At 44.8% G+C, this 23,359-nt stretch carries 17 protein-coding genes and 1 pseudogene; 9 read left to right on the top strand and 9 right to left on the bottom strand.

The window, feature by feature from the left end:
- Positions 1-956: pseudogene (locus tag AB6E08_RS03525) on the bottom strand (IS3 family transposase); the annotation flags it as partial.
- Positions 957-1,089: 133 nt separating this feature from the next.
- Positions 1,090-1,749 carry a carbonate dehydratase gene (gene can, locus AB6E08_RS03520; RefSeq protein WP_009847590.1) on the bottom strand — a complete coding sequence of 220 codons (660 nt, stop codon included), beginning with the start codon at positions 1,747-1,749 and terminating at the stop codon, positions 1,090-1,092.
- A 286-nt stretch (positions 1,750-2,035) separates the two neighbouring features.
- On the opposite strand from can, the gene AB6E08_RS03515 reads away from it, so the two are divergent.
- The 3 genes from AB6E08_RS03515 to AB6E08_RS03505 all read left to right on the top strand — a co-directional run bounded on the left by AB6E08_RS03515 (position 2,036) and on the right by AB6E08_RS03505 (position 5,686).
- Positions 2,036-3,667 carry a SulP family inorganic anion transporter gene (locus tag AB6E08_RS03515; protein ID WP_029225614.1) on the top strand — a complete coding sequence of 544 codons (1,632 nt, stop codon included), beginning with the start codon at positions 2,036-2,038 and terminating at the stop codon, positions 3,665-3,667.
- A 329-nt stretch (positions 3,668-3,996) separates the two neighbouring features.
- A complete protein-coding gene (locus AB6E08_RS03510; protein WP_009847588.1) occupies positions 3,997-4,914 on the top strand; it encodes an ABC transporter ATP-binding protein in 918 nt (305 codons plus the stop codon).
- A 1-nt stretch (position 4,915) separates the two neighbouring features.
- Positions 4,916-5,686, top strand: coding sequence for an ABC transporter permease (locus AB6E08_RS03505; RefSeq protein WP_009847587.1), 771 nt, complete (start codon positions 4,916-4,918; stop codon positions 5,684-5,686).
- A 170-nt stretch (positions 5,687-5,856) separates the two neighbouring features.
- Here the strand turns inward: AB6E08_RS03505 and panC are convergent, their stop codons facing one another.
- The 7 genes from panC to sfsA form a co-directional block, all read right to left on the bottom strand.
- On the bottom strand, positions 5,857-6,747 hold the full coding sequence (gene panC, locus AB6E08_RS03500; protein WP_009847586.1) for a pantoate--beta-alanine ligase: 891 nt from the start codon (positions 6,745-6,747) through the stop codon (positions 5,857-5,859).
- Positions 6,748-6,755: 8 nt separating this feature from the next.
- A complete protein-coding gene (panB, locus tag AB6E08_RS03495) occupies positions 6,756-7,550 on the bottom strand; it encodes a 3-methyl-2-oxobutanoate hydroxymethyltransferase (protein ID WP_009847585.1) in 795 nt (264 codons plus the stop codon).
- Positions 7,551-7,572: 22 nt separating this feature from the next.
- A complete protein-coding gene (gene folK / locus AB6E08_RS03490; protein WP_009847584.1) occupies positions 7,573-8,058 on the bottom strand; it encodes a 2-amino-4-hydroxy-6-hydroxymethyldihydropteridine diphosphokinase in 486 nt (161 codons plus the stop codon).
- On the bottom strand, positions 8,055-9,410 hold the full coding sequence (pcnB, locus tag AB6E08_RS03485) for a polynucleotide adenylyltransferase PcnB (RefSeq protein ID WP_009847583.1): 1,356 nt from the start codon (positions 9,408-9,410) through the stop codon (positions 8,055-8,057). The genes folK and pcnB overlap by 4 nt, the downstream gene beginning before the upstream one ends.
- Before the next feature lie 156 nt (positions 9,411-9,566).
- Positions 9,567-10,469, bottom strand: coding sequence for a tRNA glutamyl-Q(34) synthetase GluQRS (gene gluQRS, locus AB6E08_RS03480; RefSeq protein WP_009847582.1), 903 nt, complete (start codon positions 10,467-10,469; stop codon positions 9,567-9,569).
- Positions 10,470-10,617: 148 nt separating this feature from the next.
- Complete coding sequence (dksA, locus tag AB6E08_RS03475) at positions 10,618-11,064, bottom strand: RNA polymerase-binding protein DksA (protein ID WP_009847581.1); 447 nt, start codon at positions 11,062-11,064, stop codon at positions 10,618-10,620.
- Positions 11,065-11,199: 135 nt separating this feature from the next.
- Positions 11,200-11,958 (bottom strand): DNA/RNA nuclease SfsA, encoded by a 759-nt coding sequence (sfsA, locus tag AB6E08_RS03470; protein WP_009847580.1) that lies wholly within the window; start codon positions 11,956-11,958, stop codon positions 11,200-11,202.
- Between the two features lie 94 nt (positions 11,959-12,052).
- On the opposite strand from sfsA, the gene hrpB reads away from it, so the two are divergent.
- The 6 genes from hrpB to glnK all read left to right on the top strand — a co-directional run bounded on the left by hrpB (position 12,053) and on the right by glnK (position 23,342).
- Positions 12,053-14,491, top strand: coding sequence for an ATP-dependent helicase HrpB (gene hrpB, locus AB6E08_RS03465; RefSeq protein ID WP_032499482.1), 2,439 nt, complete (start codon positions 12,053-12,055; stop codon positions 14,489-14,491).
- Positions 14,488-16,887, top strand: a complete 2,400-nt coding sequence (gene mrcB, locus AB6E08_RS03460) for a penicillin-binding protein 1B (protein ID WP_012604726.1) — start codon at positions 14,488-14,490, stop codon at positions 16,885-16,887. Before hrpB ends, mrcB begins: the two co-directional genes overlap by 4 nt.
- 38 nt (positions 16,888-16,925) lie before the next feature.
- The gene (locus AB6E08_RS03455) at positions 16,926-19,265 is read left to right on the top strand and encodes a patatin-like phospholipase family protein (protein WP_017101955.1); all 2,340 of its coding nucleotides are present in this window, start codon (positions 16,926-16,928) and stop codon (positions 19,263-19,265) included.
- Positions 19,266-19,537: 272 nt separating this feature from the next.
- Positions 19,538-22,126: a bifunctional aconitate hydratase 2/2-methylisocitrate dehydratase gene (acnB, locus tag AB6E08_RS03450; RefSeq protein WP_029225612.1), complete on the top strand. Its 2,589-nt coding sequence runs from the start codon at positions 19,538-19,540 to the stop codon at positions 22,124-22,126.
- Positions 22,127-22,408: 282 nt separating this feature from the next.
- On the top strand, positions 22,409-22,777 hold the full coding sequence (locus AB6E08_RS03445) for a YacL family protein (RefSeq protein ID WP_029223087.1): 369 nt from the start codon (positions 22,409-22,411) through the stop codon (positions 22,775-22,777).
- Between the two features lie 226 nt (positions 22,778-23,003).
- Positions 23,004-23,342, top strand: a complete 339-nt coding sequence (gene glnK / locus AB6E08_RS03440) for a P-II family nitrogen regulator (RefSeq protein ID WP_004738200.1) — start codon at positions 23,004-23,006, stop codon at positions 23,340-23,342.
- Positions 23,343-23,359 lie beyond the last annotated feature (17 nt).

The following is a 23,359-nucleotide window of genomic DNA, read 5'->3' as shown; positions in this document are numbered from 1 at the left end:
AGAGCAGTACTGAACACCTCGATCTGAGTGATGTACAAGCTCACCTGTATTCTTCCGTTCTTTCAACGCGTTTAAAAAGGCCTGCTTGACCGTGCGAGCCTTCATATCATCACTTATGTGATAGCCCACGATTTTTCTTGAGTAAGCGTCCGTCACTAAACTGAGATAAGTACTACCACGCCGCGTTGCTAGATAAGTAATATCGGCAACCCATAATTGCTCTGGTCTTTCCGGTATTAAGCCTTCTTTGACACGATTCGGATGGCAGTAAAAGCGATGATTACTGTTTGTGGTTCGATGATAAGCCCTTCGATTCTGCACTAATAATCGATTCATTCTCAGCAGAGAGAATAAGCGGTCTCGCCCGATTTCAATATCGTTCTGAGCAAGTAAATACTTGATCTTACGAGTCCCTATACGAGGGTGCATCATCCTTTGCTCCTTCACAAAACCGAGTACTGATTCATCTTTCTTTGTCTGATGAATTTCTGCAACACAGCGCTTGTAGAAAGCTTGTCGTGTAATACCTATGAAGTGACAAGCTTTAGTGACGGTCAACTTTCTGACCGTTTTTTCCTTAATAACTCGGCCTTGCGCTTCTTTGAGATTCGGACACCGAAATCTCGATCCATGACTTTTACAACCGCTTCAAAGAACTCAGCTTTGAGCTGAGTCTCTTCTAATTGCTGCTCGAGCTCTTTGATTCGTTGCTCTGGGGTTTGAGTTGAGGAAGAGTTTGACATAGTCGCTCCTAACGCTCTCGATTGTTCTATTCCTTTAGACCAATCTAGTTGACCATGTTTGCGAAGCCAAACTAAAACGGTAGAGCGACCTTGGATCCCATAACGTTCTTGAGCTTGCTTATAAGTCATTTCGCCTTTTTCAACTTGGCTTACGACTGCCAATTTAAAGGCAAGAGAATAATCTCGTTGAGTACGTCTACTTGTTGTTTTCATGACACTCTCCAATTTCATGTTGGAAATGTGTCAACCATATTTAGGACGGTACAACACAAACAAAAAAGGCTCGCAAAACGCGAGCCTTTTTTATATCTATTCTTTCTTATATCTATTGGTTAGACGTTAAGAATTAACCTAGGATTGGAGACGATAGGATTTTATCAAGCGCCGCTAAATGGCTGTTTTCTAAAGTATCATTACTTGAGCAACGAACACCAAGATCTTGCAGCTTGCCATTACCAATACCATAAACCACACCGTGGATTTCAATATCTTGTCCACGTTCCCATGCGCTTTGCATGATGGTCGAGTTACCAAGATTGTAGACTTGTTCTGCAACGTTAATTTCGCATAACTTGTCACCCCATTGTTCACGAGGCAGAGATTCAATTTGCTTACGGTACTTAAGATAGTTATCGCGTATGTGGAGTAGCCAGTTGTTGATAAGACCCAGTTTAGGGTTATCTATCGCTGCGTTAACACCGCCACAGCCGTAGTGACCACAAACAATAACGTGTTTCACTTTGAGTACATCGACAGCGTATTGCACTACTGATAAGCAGTTTAGGTCGGTATGAACTACTTGATTAGCGACATTTCGGTGAACAAACAGTTCGCCAGAATACAAACCAGTGAGACGCTCGGCTGGAACGCGGCTATCTGAGCAGCCTATCCATAGAAAACCAGGGCTTTGACCCTCTTCAAGCGTTGTAAAATACTCTGGTCGTTGAGAGCGAATTTCTTCTGACCATTTAGAGTTGTTTTCAAAAAGCTGTTTAATCTCTGGCATTTTGCGTCTTACATCCCTTAATTAAGAACTCTAACTATACACAATGTTACAAATTCAATCTTGTAAAAACTGTGTCAAATAGTACTCATCTGACGTGTACTAGTCGTTAAAATCATTAACTTAGCGTAAAAGGCATAATCCGAATATAAGAGACGAATAGTGTGATTAAATTAACACTTTCTGAACCGTTGATACATTTGTTAAAGTGATAAGGTTTGTCATTTCATCATCAGGAAGGTGTGTTTTGTTTGGAAGTCGTTTTACGGATATCAATCTCAAAGGAGATATGTTTGGCGGTGTAACTACAGCCATCATCTCATTGCCTTTAGCGTTGGCATTTGGTGTCGCTTCTGGTGCGGGCGCGGAAGCTGGCCTTTGGGGCGCCATCATGGTGGGCCTATTTGCGGCATTGTTTGGTGGCTCAAGCAGCTTGATATCAGAGCCTACCGGGCCGATGACAGTGATCATGACGGCAGTAATGACCAGCATGGTGGCCAAGTACCCTGAAACCGGGATGGCAATGACCTTTACCGTGGTAATGATGGCGGGTGCTTTTCAGATATTACTCGGTACATTAAAACTAGGAAAGTACGTCACTTTGATGCCATATAGCGTGATATCTGGCTTTATGTCCGGTATCGGCGTGATTCTTGTCATTCTGCAACTTTCTCCTTTGCTAGGGCACGCAGCCCCTTCTGGCGGAGTGATGGGCACACTTTCGGCACTTCCTGATACGCTAGCAAATCTGAAAGTCAGTGAGCTGTTTTTGGGGGTGTTAACGCTTGGTATCCTTTTCGGTTTTCCTGCTAAATATCGTAAGTATGTGCCCGCTCAATTGGTCGCTTTAGTGGCTGTAACGCTCTTATCCGTTATTATCTTTGATACCGATTCTATTCGCCGTATTGGTGAAATTCCCGCAGGCTTACCTTCTCTTGTTATTCCGACTATCAGCTCTGAGCAATTCACCACAATGGTTATCGATGCTTTGGTGCTAGGTACTCTTGGTTGTATTGATACGCTTTTGACTGCGGTTATCGGAGATTCATTGACTCGTAAAGAGCATGATTCAGACAAAGAACTTCGTGGCCAAGGCATTGCGAATATGATTTCTGGTCTGTTTGGTGCGCTACCCGGTGCGGGCGCAACCATGGGCACCGTGACCAACATTCAGGTAGGGGCTCGTTCTCCGCTTTCTGGTGTTATTCGTGCTTTGGTGCTTGCGCTAGTGGTATTGGTTGCGGGAGGCTTAACAGAACCGATCCCTATGGCGGTGTTGGCTGGTATCGCGATGTATGTCGGTTTCAACATCCTTGATTGGAGTTTTATTCAGCGCGCACACAAGGTGAGTTATGCCGGCATGGGTGTCATGTACGGTGTGATGTTATTAACCGTATTCGTTGATTTAATTATTGCGGTCGGGCTGGGCGTTTTTATCTCAAACATTCTGATCATTGAAAGGCTGAGTCGAGAGCAAGCTAGACAAGTTAAGGCGATCAGTGATGGCGATGATGAAGACGATATCCCATTAACTGACAGTGAACGTCAGTTACTGGATAGTGCCAATGGTAAAGTGCTGTTCTTCTACCTTTCTGGGCCGATGATATTCAGTGTTTCAAAAGCGATTTCACGTCAACACTCGAGTATTTCTGATTATGAAGCGATGATCTTAGATCTAACTGATGTGCCTATGATTGATGTTACCGTTGGTTTAGCGCTAGAAAATGCGATTAAAGATGCCCTAGATGCGCAGTGTGAAGTGTACTTATTGTGTCCTAATGAGAATACTCGTCAGCAATTAGAAAAATTCCATGTGATTGACCTTGTACCTGAATCCAATACTTATCGATTCAGATATGAAGCCCTGACAGCTGCAACAAGCTATGTTGATAGAGATGAACATCAATTTGAGTCAGTTTAATCTTCAGCAATAATTTCACATGAATCAGTTATAGACGCCAAATATAGTATTTGTGATTAATGCCGTTAAGTTAATAACTTAACGGCATTTTTTATGTTTACCGAACACTGAACACTGAATAGCTCTTTACGTACCTAATATTCTTGTTCGCTTTCGAAAGAAAGCCTCACTCGGTATTTGTATTAATCGTTAATCAACGATAAACTTGTTTGCAAAATGGCCGAGTAAACAAGTTTGAGTTAGTTTTCTGCTAGCTCGTATTAAGCATTACTCTCTTCCTCAAATTCGGCCATCAACATCTTATCTATAGCAAATGGCAGTCTATCTCTATGTATGCATTAGAAATTGAGCAACTAAGAAAAACTTATGCAGGGGGCTTTGAGGCTCTTAAGGGCGTGAGTTTACAAGTAGAAAAAGGCGACTTTTACGCACTACTTGGCCCAAATGGTGCGGGTAAATCCACCACCATTGGTGTTATCTCTTCACTGGTTAATAAAACGTCAGGCAAGGTGAAAGTGTTTGGCTACGACATTGATACCGATCTGGAGTTAGCGAAGTTGAACTTAGGTTTAGTCCCGCAAGAGTTTAACTTTAACCCGTTCGAAACGGTTGAGCAGATCGTGCTACAACAAGCCGGTTACTACGGTGTACCGAAAGCTCTTGCTAAAGAACGCGCTAAAAAGTACTTATCTCAGCTCGATTTGTGGGAAAAGCGTGGCGAACGTGCGCGTAACTTATCTGGTGGTATGAAGCGTCGTTTGATGATCGCGCGTGCACTGATGCATGAGCCTCATTTGTTAATTCTTGATGAACCAACGGCGGGTGTTGATATTGAATTGCGTCGTTCAATGTGGGAATTCCTCAAGGAGATCAACGAGAAGCAGGGCATCACCATTATTTTAACTACGCACTATCTAGAAGAAGCGGAAATGCTGTGTCGTAACATTGGTATCATCAATCGTGGTGAGTTGATTGAGAACACCACAATGAAGTCGCTGTTGGGTAAGTTGAGTGCCGAGACCTTTATTCTTGATCTTGAAGAGGGTGCGACTGAACCTAAACTTGAAGGTGTGAATAGCCAAGTGATGGTTAATGGCTCGCTAGAAATCGAAATCGACAAGAATCGAGGTTTGAATACCATCTTTGATCAATTGAGTGAGCAGCAGGTAAAAGTTCTCTCTATGCGTAACAAAGCAAACCGCCTAGAAGAGCTATTTGTGAGTATCGTCCGTGAGGGGAATAAATAATATGTACAGCCTATATTGGACCGCTTTCTGCAGCTTGTTGACCAAAGAGATCAATCGCTTCACGCGTATCTGGGTGCAAACTCTGGTGCCGCCAGCGATTACCATGACGCTTTACTTCATCATCTTCGGTAACCTGATTGGTGCGCGTATTGGTGAAATGAATGGCTTTAGCTACATGGAATACATTGTGCCCGGTCTGATCATGATGTCGGTGATCACCAACTCATATTCCAACGTTGCTTCATCGTTCTTTAGTGCCAAATTCCAGAAGAACATTGAAGAGCTGCTTGTAGCACCTGTTCCTAACTACGTGATTATCGCCGGCTTCGTAATGGGCGGCGTGGTGCGTGGCTTGTTAGTGGGCACTATCGTCACCTTTGTATCGCTGTTCTTTGTTGACCTTCAAGTCGACCACTGGGGCGTGATCATTGCGACGGTATTTCTCACGTCGGTTGTGTTTGCTCTGGGTGGCTTGATCAACGCGGTATTCGCACGCACGTTTGATGATATTTCTATTATCCCAACCTTCATTTTAACGCCGCTGACGTATCTCGGTGGTGTGTTCTACTCGATCAGTCTATTGCCTGAATTCTGGCAAGGTGTATCGAAGTTGAACCCTATCGTGTATATGGTAAACGCGTTTAGATATGGTTTTTTGGGGGTGTCTGATGTGGGTATTGTGACGTCGTTTGGCGTACTAGGTGTGTTTATTGTCGTGCTGTATGGCATTGCACATTACTTAGTTACAAAGGGGATCGGCTTACGTAGTTAACTTTTAGTTATCCAAGAGCTATTAGTTATCCAGGATCTATTAGTTATCTAGGAGCTATTAATTATCCTGAATCGCAGGCAAAGAAAAAGGTCGATATTACATCGACCTTTTTTATGTTTTTCATTTGTGCTTTGCGGTATAACCTGGTTTACGTAAAGAGAAGAAAGCGATTACTCAGCAGTTTCTTCTTTCACTTCTTCTTTCGTTTCCGTGACCAAATCTAAAACTTGGTTGTCGATAAGACGAGTCTTACCTAGGAAAGCCGACATTAGAATCACTGCTTGAGTCGATTCTGAAGTGATCGCTTGTAACGTTTTTACATCACAAATGAATATTTCATCCGGTTGTAGGTCTGCTGCGCGTAGTTGGTCTGTTGCATCTTCAATGACAGACGCGTAATCATCACGACCACCACGAATAGCACTGCTGATCCAACGCATAGTGCGCGCTAGAACTGGAGCTCGCTGACGTTCATCAATCGTTAGGTTGCTATTGCGAGAGCTCATGGCTAAACCATCCATTTCACGAACAGTCGCTACGCCCACAACTTCAATGTCTAGCGCTAAGTCAGTTGTCATCTGGCGAATCACAGCAAGTTGTTGGAAATCTTTCTCACCGAAGCATGCAAAGTCTGGCTGAACGATATTAAACAGTTTCGTGACAATTGTTGATACACCGCGGAAATGACCTGGGCGAGAGGCACCTTCAAGCATATGAGATATACCAGGGACTTCAACAAACGTCTGTTTGTCCAATCCATCTGGGTACATAACCTCTGGTGTTGGCGTAAAGACTAACTCAACACCTTCTCCTGTTAGTTTGTTTAAATCGGCTTCTAACGTACGAGGGTAGTTATTTAGGTCGTCGGCGCGATCAAACTGCATTGGGTTAACAAAAATGCTTACAACAACAATGTCAGCCAGTTCACGAGCTTTCTTGACCAGAGTTAGGTGACCTTCATGTAGGTTTCCCATTGTTGGGACAAAAGCAACCGTACGTCCATCACGCTTAAACTGTTTAATCTGCTCACGAAGAGCCGCTATTTCAGCAAAAGTTTGCATAGTTACTCCTAAGCGATTGTATGAGCATCATCAGGGAAACGTGCGCTCTCTACTTCTTCTTTGTATAGAGCGACGGCTTTACGCATATCACCTGTTTCAGCTAGGAAATTCTTAGAGAATTTCGGCATGTAGTTCGCAGAAATACCGAACATGTCATGCATAACCAAGATCTGACCATCGGTAACATTACCTGCGCCGATGCCGATAACCGGTACGTCACAAGCTTCTGTAATTCTTTTTGCTAATGAAGCTGGTACACATTCAAGAAGAACGATTTGAGCACCTGCATTTTGTAGTGCTAGCGCATCAGCAACCATTTTATCGGCTTGCTCGTTGTCACGACCTTGAACTTTGTAACCACCAAAAATGTTTACCGATTGAGGCGTTAAGCCTAAGTGTGCACATACTGGTACAGCACGTTCTGTTAGCATCTTCACAGTTTCAATCAACCAGCTTCCGCCTTCGATTTTCACCATATTCGCACCAGCGCGCATTAAGGTTGCTGCGTTCTCACAGGCTTGCTCTGGTGTGGCGTAACTCATGAATGGCATGTCAGCCATAAGAAGACAGTTTGGGCTACCGGCACGCACTGAGCGAGTATGGTAAGCAATATCTTCAACGGTTACTGGTAATGTATCGTTACGACCTTGTAGAACCATGCCAAGTGAGTCACCGACAAGTAGAACTGGCATATCTTGGCTTTCGAATAATTGAGCAAAACTCGCATCATAAGCTGTCGACGTCGCGAATTTACGGCCTTCTTGTTTGCACTTGATTAGGTCGTTAATGGTTACTTTTTTCATTGATTTTCCTTAATGCGCTTGGCTATTGCTGCCAAACATTGAGCCCGTTCTTATCTACTATTTTTAGTAGTTCTGTCAGCTCAGTCCCATCAGGGAGTTGTAAACTTGGTGCGATTTCAGCAAGCGGGTAGAGCACAAACTCTCTTTCTTTCATTCCGTAATGAGGAACGGTTAAGCGCTCTGAATCGATCACCTCATTGCCGTATAACACGATATCGAGATCCAAGGTTCTTGGACCCCAACGCTCGTCTTTACGGACGCGCCCTTGCTCTTGCTCGATCTTTTGAGTGCAATCAAGCAGTTCAATTGGCGTTAATTCTGTTTTAATTGCTACTACCGCGTTGATGTAGTCGGGTTGGTTTTGCGGCCCCATTGGAGTGCTACTATATAGCTGTGAGGTCGCAACAAACGTTGTTCGCGGAAGATTCTTTAGCGTTTCGATAGCCAAGTTTGCTTGGCTAACAGGGTCGGCAAGATTACTGCCGACCGCAATGTAAGCCGTTATCATTCTGATTGCTTACTCTTTTTGTTCCTGTAAGTCTTACGGCGGCGATGACCCGACTTTGATGGTGCTGCTACGTCATTAGCCATCGCTTGACGCATATTGCGTCCTGCTGTCTGATAACGCTCCCACCATTTTGCTAGTTCTTTGGTTTCGCCACCTTCAATTTCGCCACGCATTTCTAGGAAATCGTAGCCAGCACGGAACTTATTGAGTTCCATCAGGCGAACGGCACGTTTACCGTTGCGGCGAGGCAGTCGTAGTTGCAGTTGCCAAACTTCGCGAATGGTTGCGGTATGGCGACGAGGAATCGCAATTGATTTTACTTGTCGATCAAGAATGATGTTACTTGCTTCCATGATCGCATCGTAGTGCGCCATACCCTGTTCAGCGACAAGCTTGTCTGCCAACTTGTTCATTGGGTACCAAAGCATTGCAGCAAACATAAACGCGGGGTTTACTCGCTTGCCATCTTCGATGCGAAGGTCAGTCGAGTCGAGTACCAAATCAAGCATCTGCTCGGTATGTGAGTCGTAGCCTTCTGTGAAGTGTTCCGCTACTGAAGGGAACATCTGCTGGAACAGGTTGTACTCACGCATCAAGTGGTAGGTTTCTAAACCGTGACCTGATTGCAGTAATTTTAGAGACTCTTCGTAAAGGCGCGCTGCTGGGATATCTTTTAGAAGGTGTGCTAACTCTTCAATTGGGTCGGCTGTATCTTCCTCAATATCAAAATCCAGTTTAGCGGCGAAGCGCATTGCACGTAGCATGCGTACTGGGTCTTCGCGGTAACGCGTTTCTGGATCGCCAATCAGGCGGATCAGCTTATCTTCTAAATCTTCTACACCACCCGCGTAATCGTGGATGCTATAGTCTGCAATGTTGTAGTACATCGCATTGATTGTGAAGTCACGACGTTCTGCATCTTCATCAACATTGCCGTACACGTTATCGCGTAGCAACATACCTTCTTCAGATTGCGCAGAAACGTTTTTCGATGGCTCTTGGTGGTGGCCACGGAAAGTTGCTACTTCAATGATGTCACGACCAAACATGATATGTGCCAAGCGAAAACGTCGACCGATAAGGCGACAGTTTCTGAATAGGTGCTTGATTTGCTCTGGCGTTGCGTTGGTCGCGATATCAAAATCTTTTGGCTGAGAGCCCAATAAGATGTCGCGTACACCACCACCGACTAGAAATGCGTCAAAACCCGCACCATTCAGGCGATATAACACTTTAAGTGCATTGTCGCTGATCTGCTTGCGTGAAATATTGTGCTCTTGACGAGTATAAATATTCAGAGCTAATTCGTGGAATCCGCGTTGTTCGCTTGGGGTATTGTCGTTTGTATTCATTAGTTTATAACAAAGTAGGTATCGCCAGCTTTGTTTTTCTCTTAGTCCAAAGTGGTAGTGCAGAGTTTAATTGCGGCTAATAATAGCTTAGCGCGAGCCATTTGAGAACATCGTCTGCTTAGTCACAGGTATTTGTTACGGTATTTTTATGTATCGTTATTGCGATTTGCCGTTAGTTTCGAACTCATTGCTGTGCTCTTTTTGTAAACTATCAGGTAACTGATAGACGTTCCATTGCTGGCAGCCCCACAATAAAATTTCATCTATTGACGCCTCGAAAAGAGCATTCGGGATATTAAAACCTAAGAATCGCATCGCATTGATTAACGTCGGTTTTGGGTTGTCGAGATCTATCGCGGTGGCATGATTTTGTTTTGACAGTTTATTCCCCAAGCCATCGGTTGCCAATGGTAAGTGCAAGTAGCTCACGTTTTTTTGCTTGAGCGTCTTATACAAACTGATTTGTCGACCTGTTGGTTCTATCAGATCTGCACCTCTAACGACTTCTGTTACCCCTTGTTCGATGTCATCAAGGACAACTGCCAAGTTATAGGCAAACAACCCATCTCTGCGCTTGATAATAAAATCTTCTTCAGCCAATGCTTTGGGAATTTGAATCGTGCCGTGACGAACATCGTCAAAGGACTCGATGGGAAAGTCCATACACAAGCGCACCGCCTGTTCGCCTGAATCAACCAAACCTTTGTCTCGGCAGTGGCCACTATAAAACCCACCCAAGGACTTTATTTGCTTACGGGTACATTGACAGTAGTAGGCCTGATTGTCAGTGACCCATTGATCAATTTGAGCTTGATATAGGTCATGACGCTGGCTTTGATAAACGACTTCACCGTCCCAATACAGGTGGTAAGCCTCAAGCGTCTTAAGAATGAGGTCTGCAGCGCCAGCCATTTCTCTTGGCGGATCGAGGTCTTCCATACGAACTAACCATTGTCCTTGGTTAGATTTCGCTTGAAAGTAGCTACCAAGAGCAGCAACCAGTGAGCCAAAATGAAGAGGACCTGACGGTGATGGTGCAAAGCGTCCGATATAATTCATGAGTGAGAAACCTAATCTTGATGGTACCGCAGTAGCCGATTCTTAAGACGTTTGGTGATTAGTTTATCGCTATCAACAACGATATAAACCACTTTTTAAAACAAACAAAAAAGGGAGCCAAAGCTCCCTTTCTTTACATCCGCAAGAATTAACCTTGCATCTGTTTCTCTTTGATCTCTGCAAGTGTTTTACAGTCAATACAAAGGTCAGCAGTTGGACGAGCTTCAAGACGACGAATACCAATCTCGACACCGCAAGAGTCGCAGAAGCCGAAATCGTCTTCTTCGATCTTATCTAGTGTCTTCTCAATTTTCTTGATAAGACGGCGCTCACGGTCACGGTTACGTAACTCTAGGCTGAATTCTTCTTCTTGAGAAGCTCGGTCAACAGGATCTGGAAAATTCGCTGCTTCGTCCTGCATGTGGTGCACTGTACGATCAACTTCTTCCCTGAGCTGGTTGCGCCAAGCTGATAAAATTTTTGTAAAATGTTCCGTTTGCTCAGGTGACATGTACTCTTCACCTGTCTTTGCTTGGTACGGTTCAACACCTGCGATGGCTAGGATGCCTAGCGCTTTTTTCTTAGATTCTGGCATACAGCATCTCCTATTTACACCTAGTCAACTGCAAAGCAGCTAATTTTAAGGCGGGTATCTATAGCAGAAAGAACGAATGGTGGCAAATACTCTTGTTAAAACTTGCAATCAATGTGAATAGTTCAGCATTTTTGCTTAGCTATTGATAAATTCAACGGCTTGTTTTAGTTGTATTTGAGTACTGCTGAGCTCTGCTTTATAGCAAAGCACTTCAACTCCAGCGTCTTGTGCTTGTTTTAGTAATAACGAATATTTGGCGTCTATATGGTGTGCCGCAGACACTTTTTCAATGCCTGAATGTAAAACAGTGAATAAAAGTACGGCTCTACTTCCAGATTCGACCATTTCTGTGAGTTCTCGCAGGTGTTTTTGGCCTCTAGTTGTCACTGCATCAGGGAAAAAACCTTGCCCTTCGGTCGACGCTTGTTGTTTAGTTGATATTTGTTGCTTAGTTGACACTTCTTCGTCGAGCAAAGTGACGCTTTTTACTTCGATATAGCAAGGCGGCTTTTCGTTATCTTCAAGCAGAATATCAATGCGACTATTCTCACTGCCATATTTCACTTCGGTTCGTAACGCGTTATAACCTAAGAGTTCAACTATAGTCCCATTTTCAATTGCTTCCACCGCTAGCTGGTTTGCCCGCGCAGTATTTACACAAATACGGTGACCTTTGTCTGTTTCTGAGATCTCCCAGCTGTTTGGGTACTTTCTTTTTGCATTGTCTGACGTTGAGTACCACACCGTATTGCCAGGAGTCGCACATCCTGTCATCGCTCCGGTGTTAGCGCAGTGGATAGTACGCTCGCTGCCGTCTGGAAGTTGGATGTCAGTGAGAAAGCGTTTATAGCGTTTAATAAGAGTCGCTGGCTCTAATGGAGGATTGAAGTGCATATTACTTATTTAGACAGGTAGGTTTTTATGTACAATGTTGCCAACATTACACCACAAGGTTCACCCATTGCCACAACTGCCCATAGAAGCTGTGATGCCAGATCTGCTCGCTGGCGTACAAACACACACTCAACTTATTCTAAAGGCCGCTCCCGGTGCCGGTAAGTCAACATTCTTCCCTTTACAGTTGGTTAAGACTAATGCCGTTCAAGGCAAAATCATTATGCTTGAACCAAGGCGTTTGGCTGCAAGGAATATTGCTACTTACTTAGCGAGCCAACTAGGAGAGAAAGTGGGAGAGAGCATAGGTTTTAGGGTTCGTGGTGAATCTAAAACCAGTAGTGCGACTCGCTTGGAAATCGTGACTGAAGGGATCATGACCAGAATGATCCAAACCGACCCTGAATTGACTGGGGTTGATATGGTGATCTTTGATGAATTTCATGAACGCAGCATTCACGCAGATACTGCATTGGCGTTTAGCTTGGAGATCCAAGATGCGCTGCGTGACGATCTAAAAGTGGTGGTGATGTCGGCAACCTTAGATCAACACGCTCTGCAATCTTTGTTACCTGATGCCAAGTATGTTGAATCGCAAGGCCGAACTTTCCCTGTCGACTTCTACTATCAGCCATTAGGCTCGAATGAATATTTATCACCTAAAATGGCTAAGGTGATTCAATCTCTGATGGAGAAAGAATCGGGTTCACTTTTGGCTTTCTTACCGGGTGTCTCGGCGATAAAACAAGTGGAATCACAACTTGGGCAACTTGTCAGTGATATTGACGTGTGTCCGTTGTATGGCCAATTGAGTTTTGAACAGCAGCAGAGAGCGATCGCGCCATCGGTGAAAGGGCGTCGAAAAGTGGTATTAGCCACTAACATTGCGGAAACTTCTTTGACGATTGAGGGGATTCGCTTAGTTGTTGATTCGGGATTGGAGCGAGTAGCAAAGTTCGATTTGAAAACTGGAATCACCAAACTTGAGCAAGTAAAAATCTCACAATCCTCAGCAGAACAAAGAGCGGGTCGTGCTGGGCGAATCGAAGAAGGCTTATGTGTTCGCTTGTACAGTGAAACACAGTTGATGCAACAACCATCCGTTCCTGATCCTGAAATACTTCATTCTGATCTCTCTTCGCTGGTGGCTGAATTGACGCAATGGGGAGCAAGTAGTGCCGATGAGCTTCATTGGTTAGATGTTCCGCCACAGGCATCGATTGAGCAAGCGACAGAACTGTTACAAGAGCTTGATTTATTAGATAGTAATGGGCAATTTACTCCAGTCGGAAAGCAAGCCCAGCGCTTAGGTATTGAGCCACGGAACGCCAGTATGCTGATCAAAGCGCAACAAAACAGCCAAGCCTTGTTGAATGTCGCAATTGTCGCCGCCGCTTTACTCGAAGAACCTGAACGTAACGTGACGGATATTCAACACTCGCTACATCGACTTAAGCAAAGAAAGCACTCGAAAAACAGTGGTGTGATGCAGCGAGCGAAAAGTCTCGCCAGCAAACTCAATCATCACCTGGATTTGTCACAACTCGATGAATCATTGCTACCATTAGTGCTTTGCTTGGCCTTTCCAGACCGAATTGCCCAATCGAGAAGTGCGACTGGCTGTGCATTTCGTCTTGCCAATGGCCATGGAGCCGAGGTTCGTGATGATGATCCGCTGGCAAACAACGAATACATCGTGGTGATTGATTTGATGCGTACGGCAGGGCGAGCAAGTCAGATCTTTTTAGCGACACCGATTGATATAGTGCAGCTTGAGGCTTCATTCTCCGGTCTTTTTACACGCGAAGATTATGCGGATTGGGATGAAAAACGCGGTCGCTTGGTTGCTGAAGAAAGAGTATTACTGGGTAAGCTGATTATCAGCACCAAAGCTTTACCAGAACCCGATGCGAATCAGGCGAGCCAAGCGCTACTCAATTATATCGCTCGCTGCGGACTGGAGCGCTTACATTGGACGTCTTCAGCTAAACAGCTCGTTGAGCGTGTACGCTGCGCACAGCTTTGGATGCCAGAGCATGATTGGCCAGCGATGGATGATGCGAGTTTGATTGAACATCTTGATGAGTGGCTATCACCCTATCTGAATGGCATTAAGTCAGCCAAAGGGCTGTCGAATGTATCGATTGAACAAGCATTGTCGGCTTATCTTGGCTGGCCTCTGAATCAAGAAATAGATCAATGGCTACCGACTAATTACCTGATGCCAACGGGCAGTAAGAAGTCGATTCGTTATCAATATAAATCTGAGCCAATGATCTCTGTTCGAATGCAGGAAGTCTTTGGTGAGCAAGATTCCCCCTTGATTGCCCAAGGGCGTAAAAAGGTGGTGCTTGAGTTGCTTTCTCCTGCGCAACGACCACTGCAAATTACTCAGGATTTAGCCGGCTTTTGGGCTGGCGCGTACAAAGAAGTACAAAAAGAGATGAAAGGCCGTTACCCAAAACATCCTTGGCCGGATGACCCTGCTAATCATGTAGCAACCACTAAAACTAAACGACAGTTGAACCGATGATGACCAAAATGTTAACGCCAAAAAAGGCACCACCTAAAAAAGCGCCAGCAAAGAAGTCACCAGCGACCAAAGGCAAGCCTAGAAAGCCAAGATCAGCAGCGAAAAAGACTAAACCTAAGGCTAAGCCGTCTGGCAAGAGAGGTTGGTTGAAGATTCTGTGGGGCATTTCTTGGAAAGCTGGCTTAGCACTTGCCGCATTGCTGTTGTTCGTCGGTATTTATCTGGATTCAGTGGTTAAGCAGCGTTTTGAAGGTCAGCTTTTTGATCTGCCAACCGTTGTTTATGCTCGTGTGTTGGATCTGTCTCCGGGGACTGCGGTGAGTTTGGTACAGGTTAAGAATGAACTGGATGTACTTAATTACCGTAAAGTGAATTCTCCTCGTCACCCAGGTGAGTACTCTTCTTCTTCAACCAAGATTGAAATGATTCGTCGTCCGTTCGAGTTTGTCGATGGACCGGAAGCGGATCGTCATGTAATGCTGCATTTCAACGGTAACGAGTTAACTCGTATACAGTCGCTAGAGAAGAAAGGCGACATGGGCTATCTACGTGTTGAGCCGAAAATGTTGGGTATGCTTGAAAAAAGTAACGATGAGCAACGCCTGTTCTTAAAACGTAATCAGTTCCCAGAAGTGATGGTTGATGCCTTATTAGCAACTGAAGACCGAAGCTTCTATCAACACGATGGGGTATCGCCATTAGCAATCGCTCGTGCAATGGTCGTTAACGTCAAAGCTGGGCGAACGGTACAGGGGGGTAGTACGCTGACACAACAGCTGGCAAAAAACCTGTTCTTGTCCAGTGAACGTACATTGTGGCGTAAGGTTCGTGAAGCCTACATTGCGCTTATCTTGGACCATCGTTACAGCAAAGACCGTATTCTAGAGGCTTACTTAAACGAGGTTTACCTTGGGCAAAATGGTGGGCAAGCGATTCATGGTTTCGGCTTGGCATCTCGTTTGTATTTCGGTCAACCTATTCAAGAGCTCCGCATCGATCAACTAGCATTGCTGGTGGGTATGGTGAAAGGCCCTTCGTATTACAATCCGGTTCGTTACCCTGAGCGTGCTAAGACTCGACGCGATCTGGTTCTTCGCTTATTGATGCAGCAAGACATATTAACTCCGCGACAATACGAAGAAGCGGCGAGTCGTGATTTGGATATTCAAGACAATCCACGTATTGCTAGTCGTCAGCCAGCTTACTTCCAGCAAGTAAACATTGAGCTTAAGAAGTATGTAGGCGATCGATTTGAAGCGAAAAAAGGGATTCGAGTCTTTACCTCTCTGGATCCCGTTTCCCAAGACAAGTTAGAAAAGTCGATTGCTCGTAAAGTGCCTGATTTATCGAAAACGGCAGGTAACAAACTGGAAGCCGCAGCTATTGCCGTGGATCGCAATACTGGTGAAATCCGAGCGATGGTTGGTGGTAAACGTACCGGTTACGATGGTTTTAACCGTGCTTTGAATGCGAGTCGCCCTATTGGTTCTTTGGTTAAGCCTGCCATCTACTTAACCGCATTGGAACAACCTCAGAAGTATACGTTGGCGACAACATTGAAGGACACCCCACTGAGCTTGAAAGGCAGTAAGGGCAGCGTATGGAGCCCAAGAAACTTCGATCGTAAGTTCCGTGGCGATGTGCCCTTGTATGTGGCGCTTTCTAAGTCTTATAACGTACCTACCGTTCGTTTAGGCATGCAGTTAGGCATTGATAGCGTCTCGGACACCATTGGTAAGCTGGGTGTCGATAAAAATGAGATTCGCCCAGTACCGTCGATGTTTTTGGGTTCGTTCTCACTGACTCCGTTCCAAGTTGCTCAGATGTACCAAACCATTACCAACTCTGGTCGCATTGCGCCTTTGTCTGCACTTCGTTCTGTTGTTGATAATGATGGCGAAGTTCTGTATCAATCGATTCCTCGTGTATCGCAAAGCGTTGACCAGCAGGCAGCTTGGTTAACAACCTATGCGATGAAGCGGGGTGTATCGGAAGGTACAGGTCGTTTCTTACAAGGTCAGTTTGCATGGGCTGGGTTAGCTGGTAAAACGGGCACAAGTAATGACAGTCGAGACAGTTGGTTCGTGGGTGTTGATGGTCGTGAAGTCACGACGATTTGGTTAGGCCGAGATGATAATAAACCGACTAAACTAACCGGTTCTAGCGGTGCGTTGCGTGTCTATGCCGATTATCTGAAGCAAAGAACGCCTGAACAACTATTACTGCCTTGGCCAACAGGAATTGCGACCGCTAGCTTTACTCGAACTTCTGAAGGGGCGTTAGAGTTTGACTGTGGTGGTACAGTCAAATTGCCGGTCTGGGATGAAAGTGGCAGCATTAAAAAGGGCTGTGAAAGTCAACCAAAACAGTGGCTAAAGAAGCTTTTTCAGTGGTAAAGTCATAACAGAAAAGAATGACAAGGATAGTTTAGATAATGATTTCTCGTTGGTTAGTGAGTAGCTTGGGTATTGTCGGTACTGTGATCAGTTTTCAACTGTTTGCCGCTACTGCAGCACAGGTTGATTCATCAGAACATGTTGAACTTAAACAAGCTCATAAAAGGCCAACCGTTGCTGTCGTTCTTGCTGGTGGTGGGGCAAAAGGTGCAGCTCACATCGGTGTGCTTAAAGCCCTAGAAGAGATGCAAATTCCGGTTGATTACATTACCGGTACCAGCATGGGCGCATACGTTGGTGGTCTTTATGCGACAGGGATGAGCGCTGATGAGATCGAGAGCTTTATTTATACGGTTGATTGGAATCGTGGTTATCGCGATCGCGTTAACCGTAGTGATCGCCGTGTGCGAGACAAAGAATATGAAGACCGTTATCAACTGAATACCGATCTCGGTTTAGGTTGGGGCGAAATCAAAGCCAGAAAAGGTGTGGTTCAAGGTCAGAATATGTTGCGTATTCTGCGCGAGACCACAGGTAACCTCTCTCCACTCGACTCTTTTGACCATCTTGCTATACCCTACCGTTCAGTCGCAACTGACATTATCGAACTGGAAGAGGTCGTCATCGATCATGGTCATCTTGTCGATGCCATGATGGCCAGCATGTCGGTACCCGGAGCACTTCCTCCTTATGAAGTTGATGGGCGAATGTTGGTCGATGGTGGTGTCACCAATAACATGCCTGTTGATGTTGCTAGAGCGATGGGGGCTGACATAGTTATTGCGATTGATATCAGTACTAACTACAAAAGCAAAGAAGACTTCACTAACTTTTTAGCCGCAGCAGACCAACTCTCTAATTACCTTGTTCAACGCAGCACTCAAGAGCAAGCCGCGACGTTAACAGACGATGATTTTTTCCTACGTCCTGATGTTGGGCAAATGGAGACCACCGAGTTCGATAAAATGCCGACGGCTTATCATGCTGGATACGAAGCAACAAGGCAGTATACGGATCAGCTTTCTAAGTTGGCGCTCTCTAACGCAGACTATCAAAAGTATATCGATCAGAAACAGCAAGCTCGAAAGCAGCTAAAACATGGCGACCAGACTGTCGTTGATAGAGTTGTTATTAACAACAACACCCACTATTCAGATAAGTTGATCGAAAATCGTTTAAACCTCGATTCTGGTCAGGTTATTAAAACCAGTGAAATCGAATCTAAAGTGAAAGATCTTTATGCCTTAGATCGGTTCGAGTTGGTTACTTATGAATTTGAAAATGTTGATGGTGAGGATCAACTGCTGGTCGATGTGAACGAAAAATCTTGGGGTCCAAACTACCTCAATTTTCGATTCTTTCTTGAAGATGATTTCTCTACAACCAGCCAGTACTCGCTCGGTGTCTCTGCCAACTTTACCGATATTAATAAGCATGGTGCAGAGCTAAGAACTAATATCGAGATGGGAACGGACAAACGCATTGAGGCGGAACTCTTCTCACCATTCTTTTCGAGTCAAAAGTTGTTCACATCTGTGTCTATTGCTTACAGCAACCAGAATCGAAACCTGCCAGCAGGAATCGGCGAGATTGGAGAACCTACACTGGATGCAACCAAAGACTACTTACCAATGTCTTATCAAGAGTATCTGAGTGAATTTGCATTGGGCTATCAACCGACATTGTGGCAAGAGCTGAAATTTGGTGCACGTTATACCGATGGCAGTATTGAGGTGGCATCATTACCTTCACTAGGAAGTGGTGGCTATAAACGTATTGGTGCCTTTGCCAGTTATAGATTGGATACTTTGGATAACTTCAGTCTTCCTACCGAAGGTTATTTTGTCGATTTAGAGTACCTTATCTCTCATGACGATTTTGAGAATGAGAGCTCTAATGGTGGTTCAGATTTCTCTTCTGAGAGTGATACAGTCTTTGAACTTTCGGCCAATTTTATGGCAGCACAAAGCATTGAAAAGCATACTTTAGTCGCAAAGGTTGATTACGGCATCGTAGAAAGTAAAAACTCAGTCTTTCCGATTGATCCGAAAGAGCTAGGAGGGTTCCTTAATCTATCCGGTATTCCAAGAAATAGTTTGATCGGTCAGAACTTAGCTTACACCAGTTTGATCTACCGTTATAAGTGGTTTGAAAATGACTTCGGCCTCTTTGAATCTCCGTTCTACGTGGGCGCCTCTATTGAACATGGTGGTGTTTGGTCGAACAATGACTTAAAACTGGATGAAGCTCCAATGTATACTGCAGGCTCTGTTTTTGCGGGTGTCGACTCACCCATCGGGCCGATCATATTAGCTTATGGTCGAACCGAAGATAACTTTGATTCGGTGTATCTGATTGTCGGTACTTCCTACAAATAATCATGCGTAGAGTCACCGTTTAACTGCGTAAATAGGCAAAAATAGTGGGACTTTCGTCTTAACTTGCTATGTTGGTCAAAATGATAAGATTTTAATTTAACGTTAAATTTGCTATTCTACCGCCCACAGTTTGGCCTCTATGATGCCGCTCATCAATACAAATTGAATGACAAAAATGGCAATGGAGAGCCAAGTTTCCAAGGATGTTCGCTTCTTTATTTTACTAATAATTATGAAGGTAAGAAGTGAACCGCAATGAGAGGAAAAAAGTCGTGCTTGAAGCCTACCGTAAACACGTCGAAGAACGTGCTGCCGAGGGAGTTGTCCCAAGACCACTAGATGCTGAGCAAGTCGCTGGCCTAGTTGAACTTCTAAAGAATCCACCTCAAGGTGAAGAAGAAATCATTCTTGAGCTACTAGAAAATCGCATTCCACCGGGTGTAGATGAAGCTGCTTACGTAAAAGCTGGCTTCCTTACGGCTATCACTAAAGGTGAAGTAGCTTCTCCACTAGTAAGCAAAGCAAAAGCTGCACAACTGCTTGGTACTATGCAAGGTGGTTACAACATCGAGTCTCTAGTGTCTCTGTTAGACGATGCTGAGCTTGCTCCAATCGCAGTTAAAGCCCTGTCTCATACTCTACTGATGTTCGATGCGTTTTACGATGTAGAAGATAAAGCGAAAGCAGGTAATGCTTCAGCACAACAAGTACTTCAATCTTGGGCTGATGCTGAATGGTTTACAGCGAAAAACAAAGTAGCGGAAAAGATCACCGTTAAAGTATTTAAAGTTACCGGTGAAACTAACACTGATGACTTATCACCAGCGCCTGATGCATGGTCACGTCCTGATATCCCAGTGCACGCGAAAGCGATGCTGAAGATGGAACGTGATGGCATTACTCCTGATGAACAGGGTAGCGTTGGTCCAATCAATCAAATTGAAGAAATGCAAAAAGACGGCATTCCACTGGCTTACGTTGGTGATGTTGTTGGTACAGGTTCTTCTCGTAAATCGGCAACAAACTCAGTACTTTGGTTCATGGGTGAAGATATCCCATTCGTACCAAACAAGCGTACTGGCGGTGTTTGTCTGGGTGGTAAAATTGCCCCAATCTTCTACAACACAATGGAAGATTCAGGCGCACTACCCATTGAACTGAACGTACAAGACATGAACATGGGCGATGTCATTGATATCTACCCGTACGAAGGTGTTGTTCACAAGAACGGTTCTGTGATTTCAAACTTTGAGCTAAGCAAAGTACTTCTTGATGAAGTGCGTGCTGGTGGCCGTATTCCACTGATCATTGGTCGTGGCCTAACGGGTCGTGCTCGTGATGCTCTAGGCCTAGCTGAAACCGATCTGTTTGCTAAACCAATCGATCCTTCTGCTTCTGATAAAGGCTACACATTAGCTCAGAAGATGGTAGGTAAAGCGTGTGGCGTTGAAGGTGTGCGTGCGGGTCAGTACTGCGAACCTAAAATGACGACAGTGGGTTCTCAAGATACTACGGGTCCTATGACGCGTGATGAGCTGAAAGATCTGGCTTGTCTTGGTTTCTCTGCAGATCTTGTGATGCAGTCTTTCTGTCACACATCTGCATACCCGAAACCAGTTGATGTAAACACTCACCATACACTGCCTGATTTCATCATGAACCGTGCAGGTGTTTCACTTCGTCCGGGCGATGGTGTTATTCACTCATGGCTAAACCGTATGCTTCTGCCTGATACTGTAGGTACAGGTGGTGACTCGCATACTCGTTTCCCTCTAGGTATTTCATTCCCTGCTGGTTCTGGTTTGGTAGCATTTGCTGCGGCAACAGGCGTTATGCCTCTTGATATGCCTGAATCTATCTTGGTTCGCTTTAAAGGCGAAATGCAACCGGGTATCACACTACGTGACCTAGTACATGCAATTCCGCTTTACGGTATCAAGCAAGGTCTACTAACGGTAGAGAAAGCAGGAAAGATCAATGAGTTCTCTGGTCGTGTACTAGAAATCGAAGGTGTTGAGCACCTATCTGTTGAGCAAGCATTTGAACTTTCAGATGCATCAGCAGAGCGTTCTGCGGCAGGTTGTACGGTTAAGCTATCTCAAGAGTCTATCGATGAGTACCTGAACTCGAATATCGTTATGCTTAAGTGGATGATCGCTGAAGGTTACGGTGATGTTCGTACGATTGAGCGTCGTATTACCGCAATGGAAGAGTGGTTAGCGAACCCTGAGTTGCTATCTGCTGATTCAGATGCGGAATACGCACACGTTATCGAGATTGATCTTGCTGACATCGATCAACCAATCCTATGTGCACCAAACGATCCAGATGATGCTCGTCTTCTTTCTGACGTTCAAGGCACTGAGATTCAAGAAGTGTTCATCGGTTCTTGTATGACCAACATCGGTCACTTCCGTGCTGCAGGTAAGATGCTAGAAGAGTTTAATGGCTCTTTAAATACTCGCCTATGGGTTGCTCCGCCAACTAAGATGGATAAAGACCAACTGACAGAAGAAGGCTACTACGGCATCTTCGGTCGTGCTGGGGTTCGTATTGAAACTCCGGGTTGTTCATTATGTATGGGTAACCAAGCTCGTGTTGCTGATGCTTCGACGGTTATGTCTACGTCTACTCGTAACTTCCCGAACCGTTTAGGTAATGGCGCGAACGTTTATCTGGCTTCTGCTGAGCTTTCTGCTGTTGGCGCGATTCTAGGTCGTATCCCAACGAAAGAAGAGTACTTAGAGTACGCTGAGAAGATTAATGCAACGGCTGCTGATACATACCGTTACCTGAACTTCCATAAAATGGGTCAGTACACGGATAAAGCAGACACAGTTATCTTCCAAGAACCAGCTTAGTTCCTCGTTATATTTGTAGCTGCAGCGTTGTTGACTGCGTACGTTCACCGGAGCGCCGGCCGCCCTAGTCACATAGAGCTTCTATGCTCATAGGGATGAACGTACTTGTCGCCTAGCTGCAACTCCAACTATTTAGAGGAACCCAAATGATAGAGCGTCTACTTCGGTAGGCGTTTTTTTATGTCTGAATGTTAGTTTACGAGCGACTCGATCTCTTGATGACTTCGCTATATACTCTCGCCTCATTTTTTACCCTATCTGTCATTAGTGCGCGGAGCCTTTATGGAATTTGAATTTACACGAAACACTTTAATGGGCGAGTACTATGTAAAGTGCAGCATGGGTCATGAAATTGTTGGCCGCTGGCTTCAAGAAGAGATCGGGAAAGATAAGCAGAAACTGGATCATGTGATGGCGTTGATTGAGCAATCTCGACAAGATCTGAGCAATGAAGTGACGCTACTAGGCAAAGAGATCAGCCTAGCGATCAATGAAGACGACGTAACGATTCAAGAAAATGTGCTAGGGCACGAACAAGAGATGGAAGAGGGCAGTGAGTTCGATTTCTATAATTGTGAAAGCGAAGCAAGCTGCGGAATTGACGATTTCGAGTTGCTCATCGAACGTTGGATTGATTTTTTAGGTTACTAGTTGCTAATGATTTTGCATCGTGAAAGTTTCGTGGCCCAAAACTAGAGCAACGACAGTGCAACGCATTAAGATAGTGAAAAGGCCGCACCACATTGGTGCGGCCTTTTTCGTTTCCAAAACGGTATTGTTTCTATTTTATTTAAAATCAACAACTTAAATTTCTGGCACGCTACTTGGATTGTAATAAGAGTATTAACGGATTAAGTGAAGAATTTAAGGAAAGAATATGAAATTAATAAATGCCATTGTAAAGCCGTTCAAATTAGACGATGTACGCGAAGCGCTCTCTGATGTGGGTATTGAAGGTATGACGGTTTCTGAAGTGAAAGGCTTTGGTCGTCAGAAGGGGCACACTGAATTGTATCGTGGTGCAGAGTACCAGGTGGACTTCCTACCAAAGGTAAAGCTAGAGATTGCAACCCAAGCTGAAAATGTTGACCGAGTTGTTGAAGCGATTAGCCAAGCGGCACACACCGGAAAAATCGGCGATGGCAAAATTTTTGTGTATGACCTAAGCCAAGCCGTACGAATTCGTACCGGTGAAATGGATGCTGAAGCACTTTAAAGAATTACAAGGACTGG

This window comes from Vibrio sp. 10N.247.310.24 (assembly GCF_041467175.1).
Taxonomy (GTDB): domain Bacteria; phylum Pseudomonadota; class Gammaproteobacteria; order Enterobacterales; family Vibrionaceae; genus Vibrio; species Vibrio tasmaniensis_A.
The sequence above is the reverse complement of the archived record's forward strand: the minus strand, read 5'-3'. Positions and strand labels throughout refer to the sequence as shown.

What these genes read in the sequence shown, in the direction of transcription:
- dksA (WP_009847581.1), bottom strand. Translation starts at nt 11,064, where the DNA reads ATGCCAGAATCTAAGAAAAAAGCGCTAGGCATCCTAGCCATCGCAGGT.
- pcnB (WP_009847583.1), bottom strand. Translation starts at nt 9,410, where the DNA reads ATGAATACAAACGACAATACCCCAAGCGAACAACGCGGATTCCACGAA.
- AB6E08_RS03505 (WP_009847587.1), top strand. Translation starts at nt 4,916, where the DNA reads ATGTACAGCCTATATTGGACCGCTTTCTGCAGCTTGTTGACCAAAGAG.
- sfsA (WP_009847580.1), bottom strand. Translation starts at nt 11,958, where the DNA reads ATGCACTTCAATCCTCCATTAGAGCCAGCGACTCTTATTAAACGCTAT.
- hrpB (WP_032499482.1), top strand. Translation starts at nt 12,053, where the DNA reads ATGCCAGATCTGCTCGCTGGCGTACAAACACACACTCAACTTATTCTA.
- gluQRS (WP_009847582.1), bottom strand. Translation starts at nt 10,469, where the DNA reads ATGAATTATATCGGACGCTTTGCACCATCACCGTCAGGTCCTCTTCAT.
- AB6E08_RS03445 (WP_029223087.1), top strand. Translation starts at nt 22,409, where the DNA reads ATGGAATTTGAATTTACACGAAACACTTTAATGGGCGAGTACTATGTA.
- can (WP_009847590.1), bottom strand. Translation starts at nt 1,749, where the DNA reads ATGCCAGAGATTAAACAGCTTTTTGAAAACAACTCTAAATGGTCAGAA.
- AB6E08_RS03515 (WP_029225614.1), top strand. Translation starts at nt 2,036, where the DNA reads ATGTTTGGCGGTGTAACTACAGCCATCATCTCATTGCCTTTAGCGTTG.
- panB (WP_009847585.1), bottom strand. Translation starts at nt 7,550, where the DNA reads ATGAAAAAAGTAACCATTAACGACCTAATCAAGTGCAAACAAGAAGGC.
- mrcB (WP_012604726.1), top strand. Translation starts at nt 14,488, where the DNA reads ATGATGACCAAAATGTTAACGCCAAAAAAGGCACCACCTAAAAAAGCG.
- AB6E08_RS03455 (WP_017101955.1), top strand. Translation starts at nt 16,926, where the DNA reads ATGATTTCTCGTTGGTTAGTGAGTAGCTTGGGTATTGTCGGTACTGTG.
- AB6E08_RS03510 (WP_009847588.1), top strand. Translation starts at nt 3,997, where the DNA reads ATGTATGCATTAGAAATTGAGCAACTAAGAAAAACTTATGCAGGGGGC.
- folK (WP_009847584.1), bottom strand. Translation starts at nt 8,058, where the DNA reads ATGATAACGGCTTACATTGCGGTCGGCAGTAATCTTGCCGACCCTGTT.
- panC (WP_009847586.1), bottom strand. Translation starts at nt 6,747, where the DNA reads ATGCAAACTTTTGCTGAAATAGCGGCTCTTCGTGAGCAGATTAAACAG.
- glnK (WP_004738200.1), top strand. Translation starts at nt 23,004, where the DNA reads ATGAAATTAATAAATGCCATTGTAAAGCCGTTCAAATTAGACGATGTA.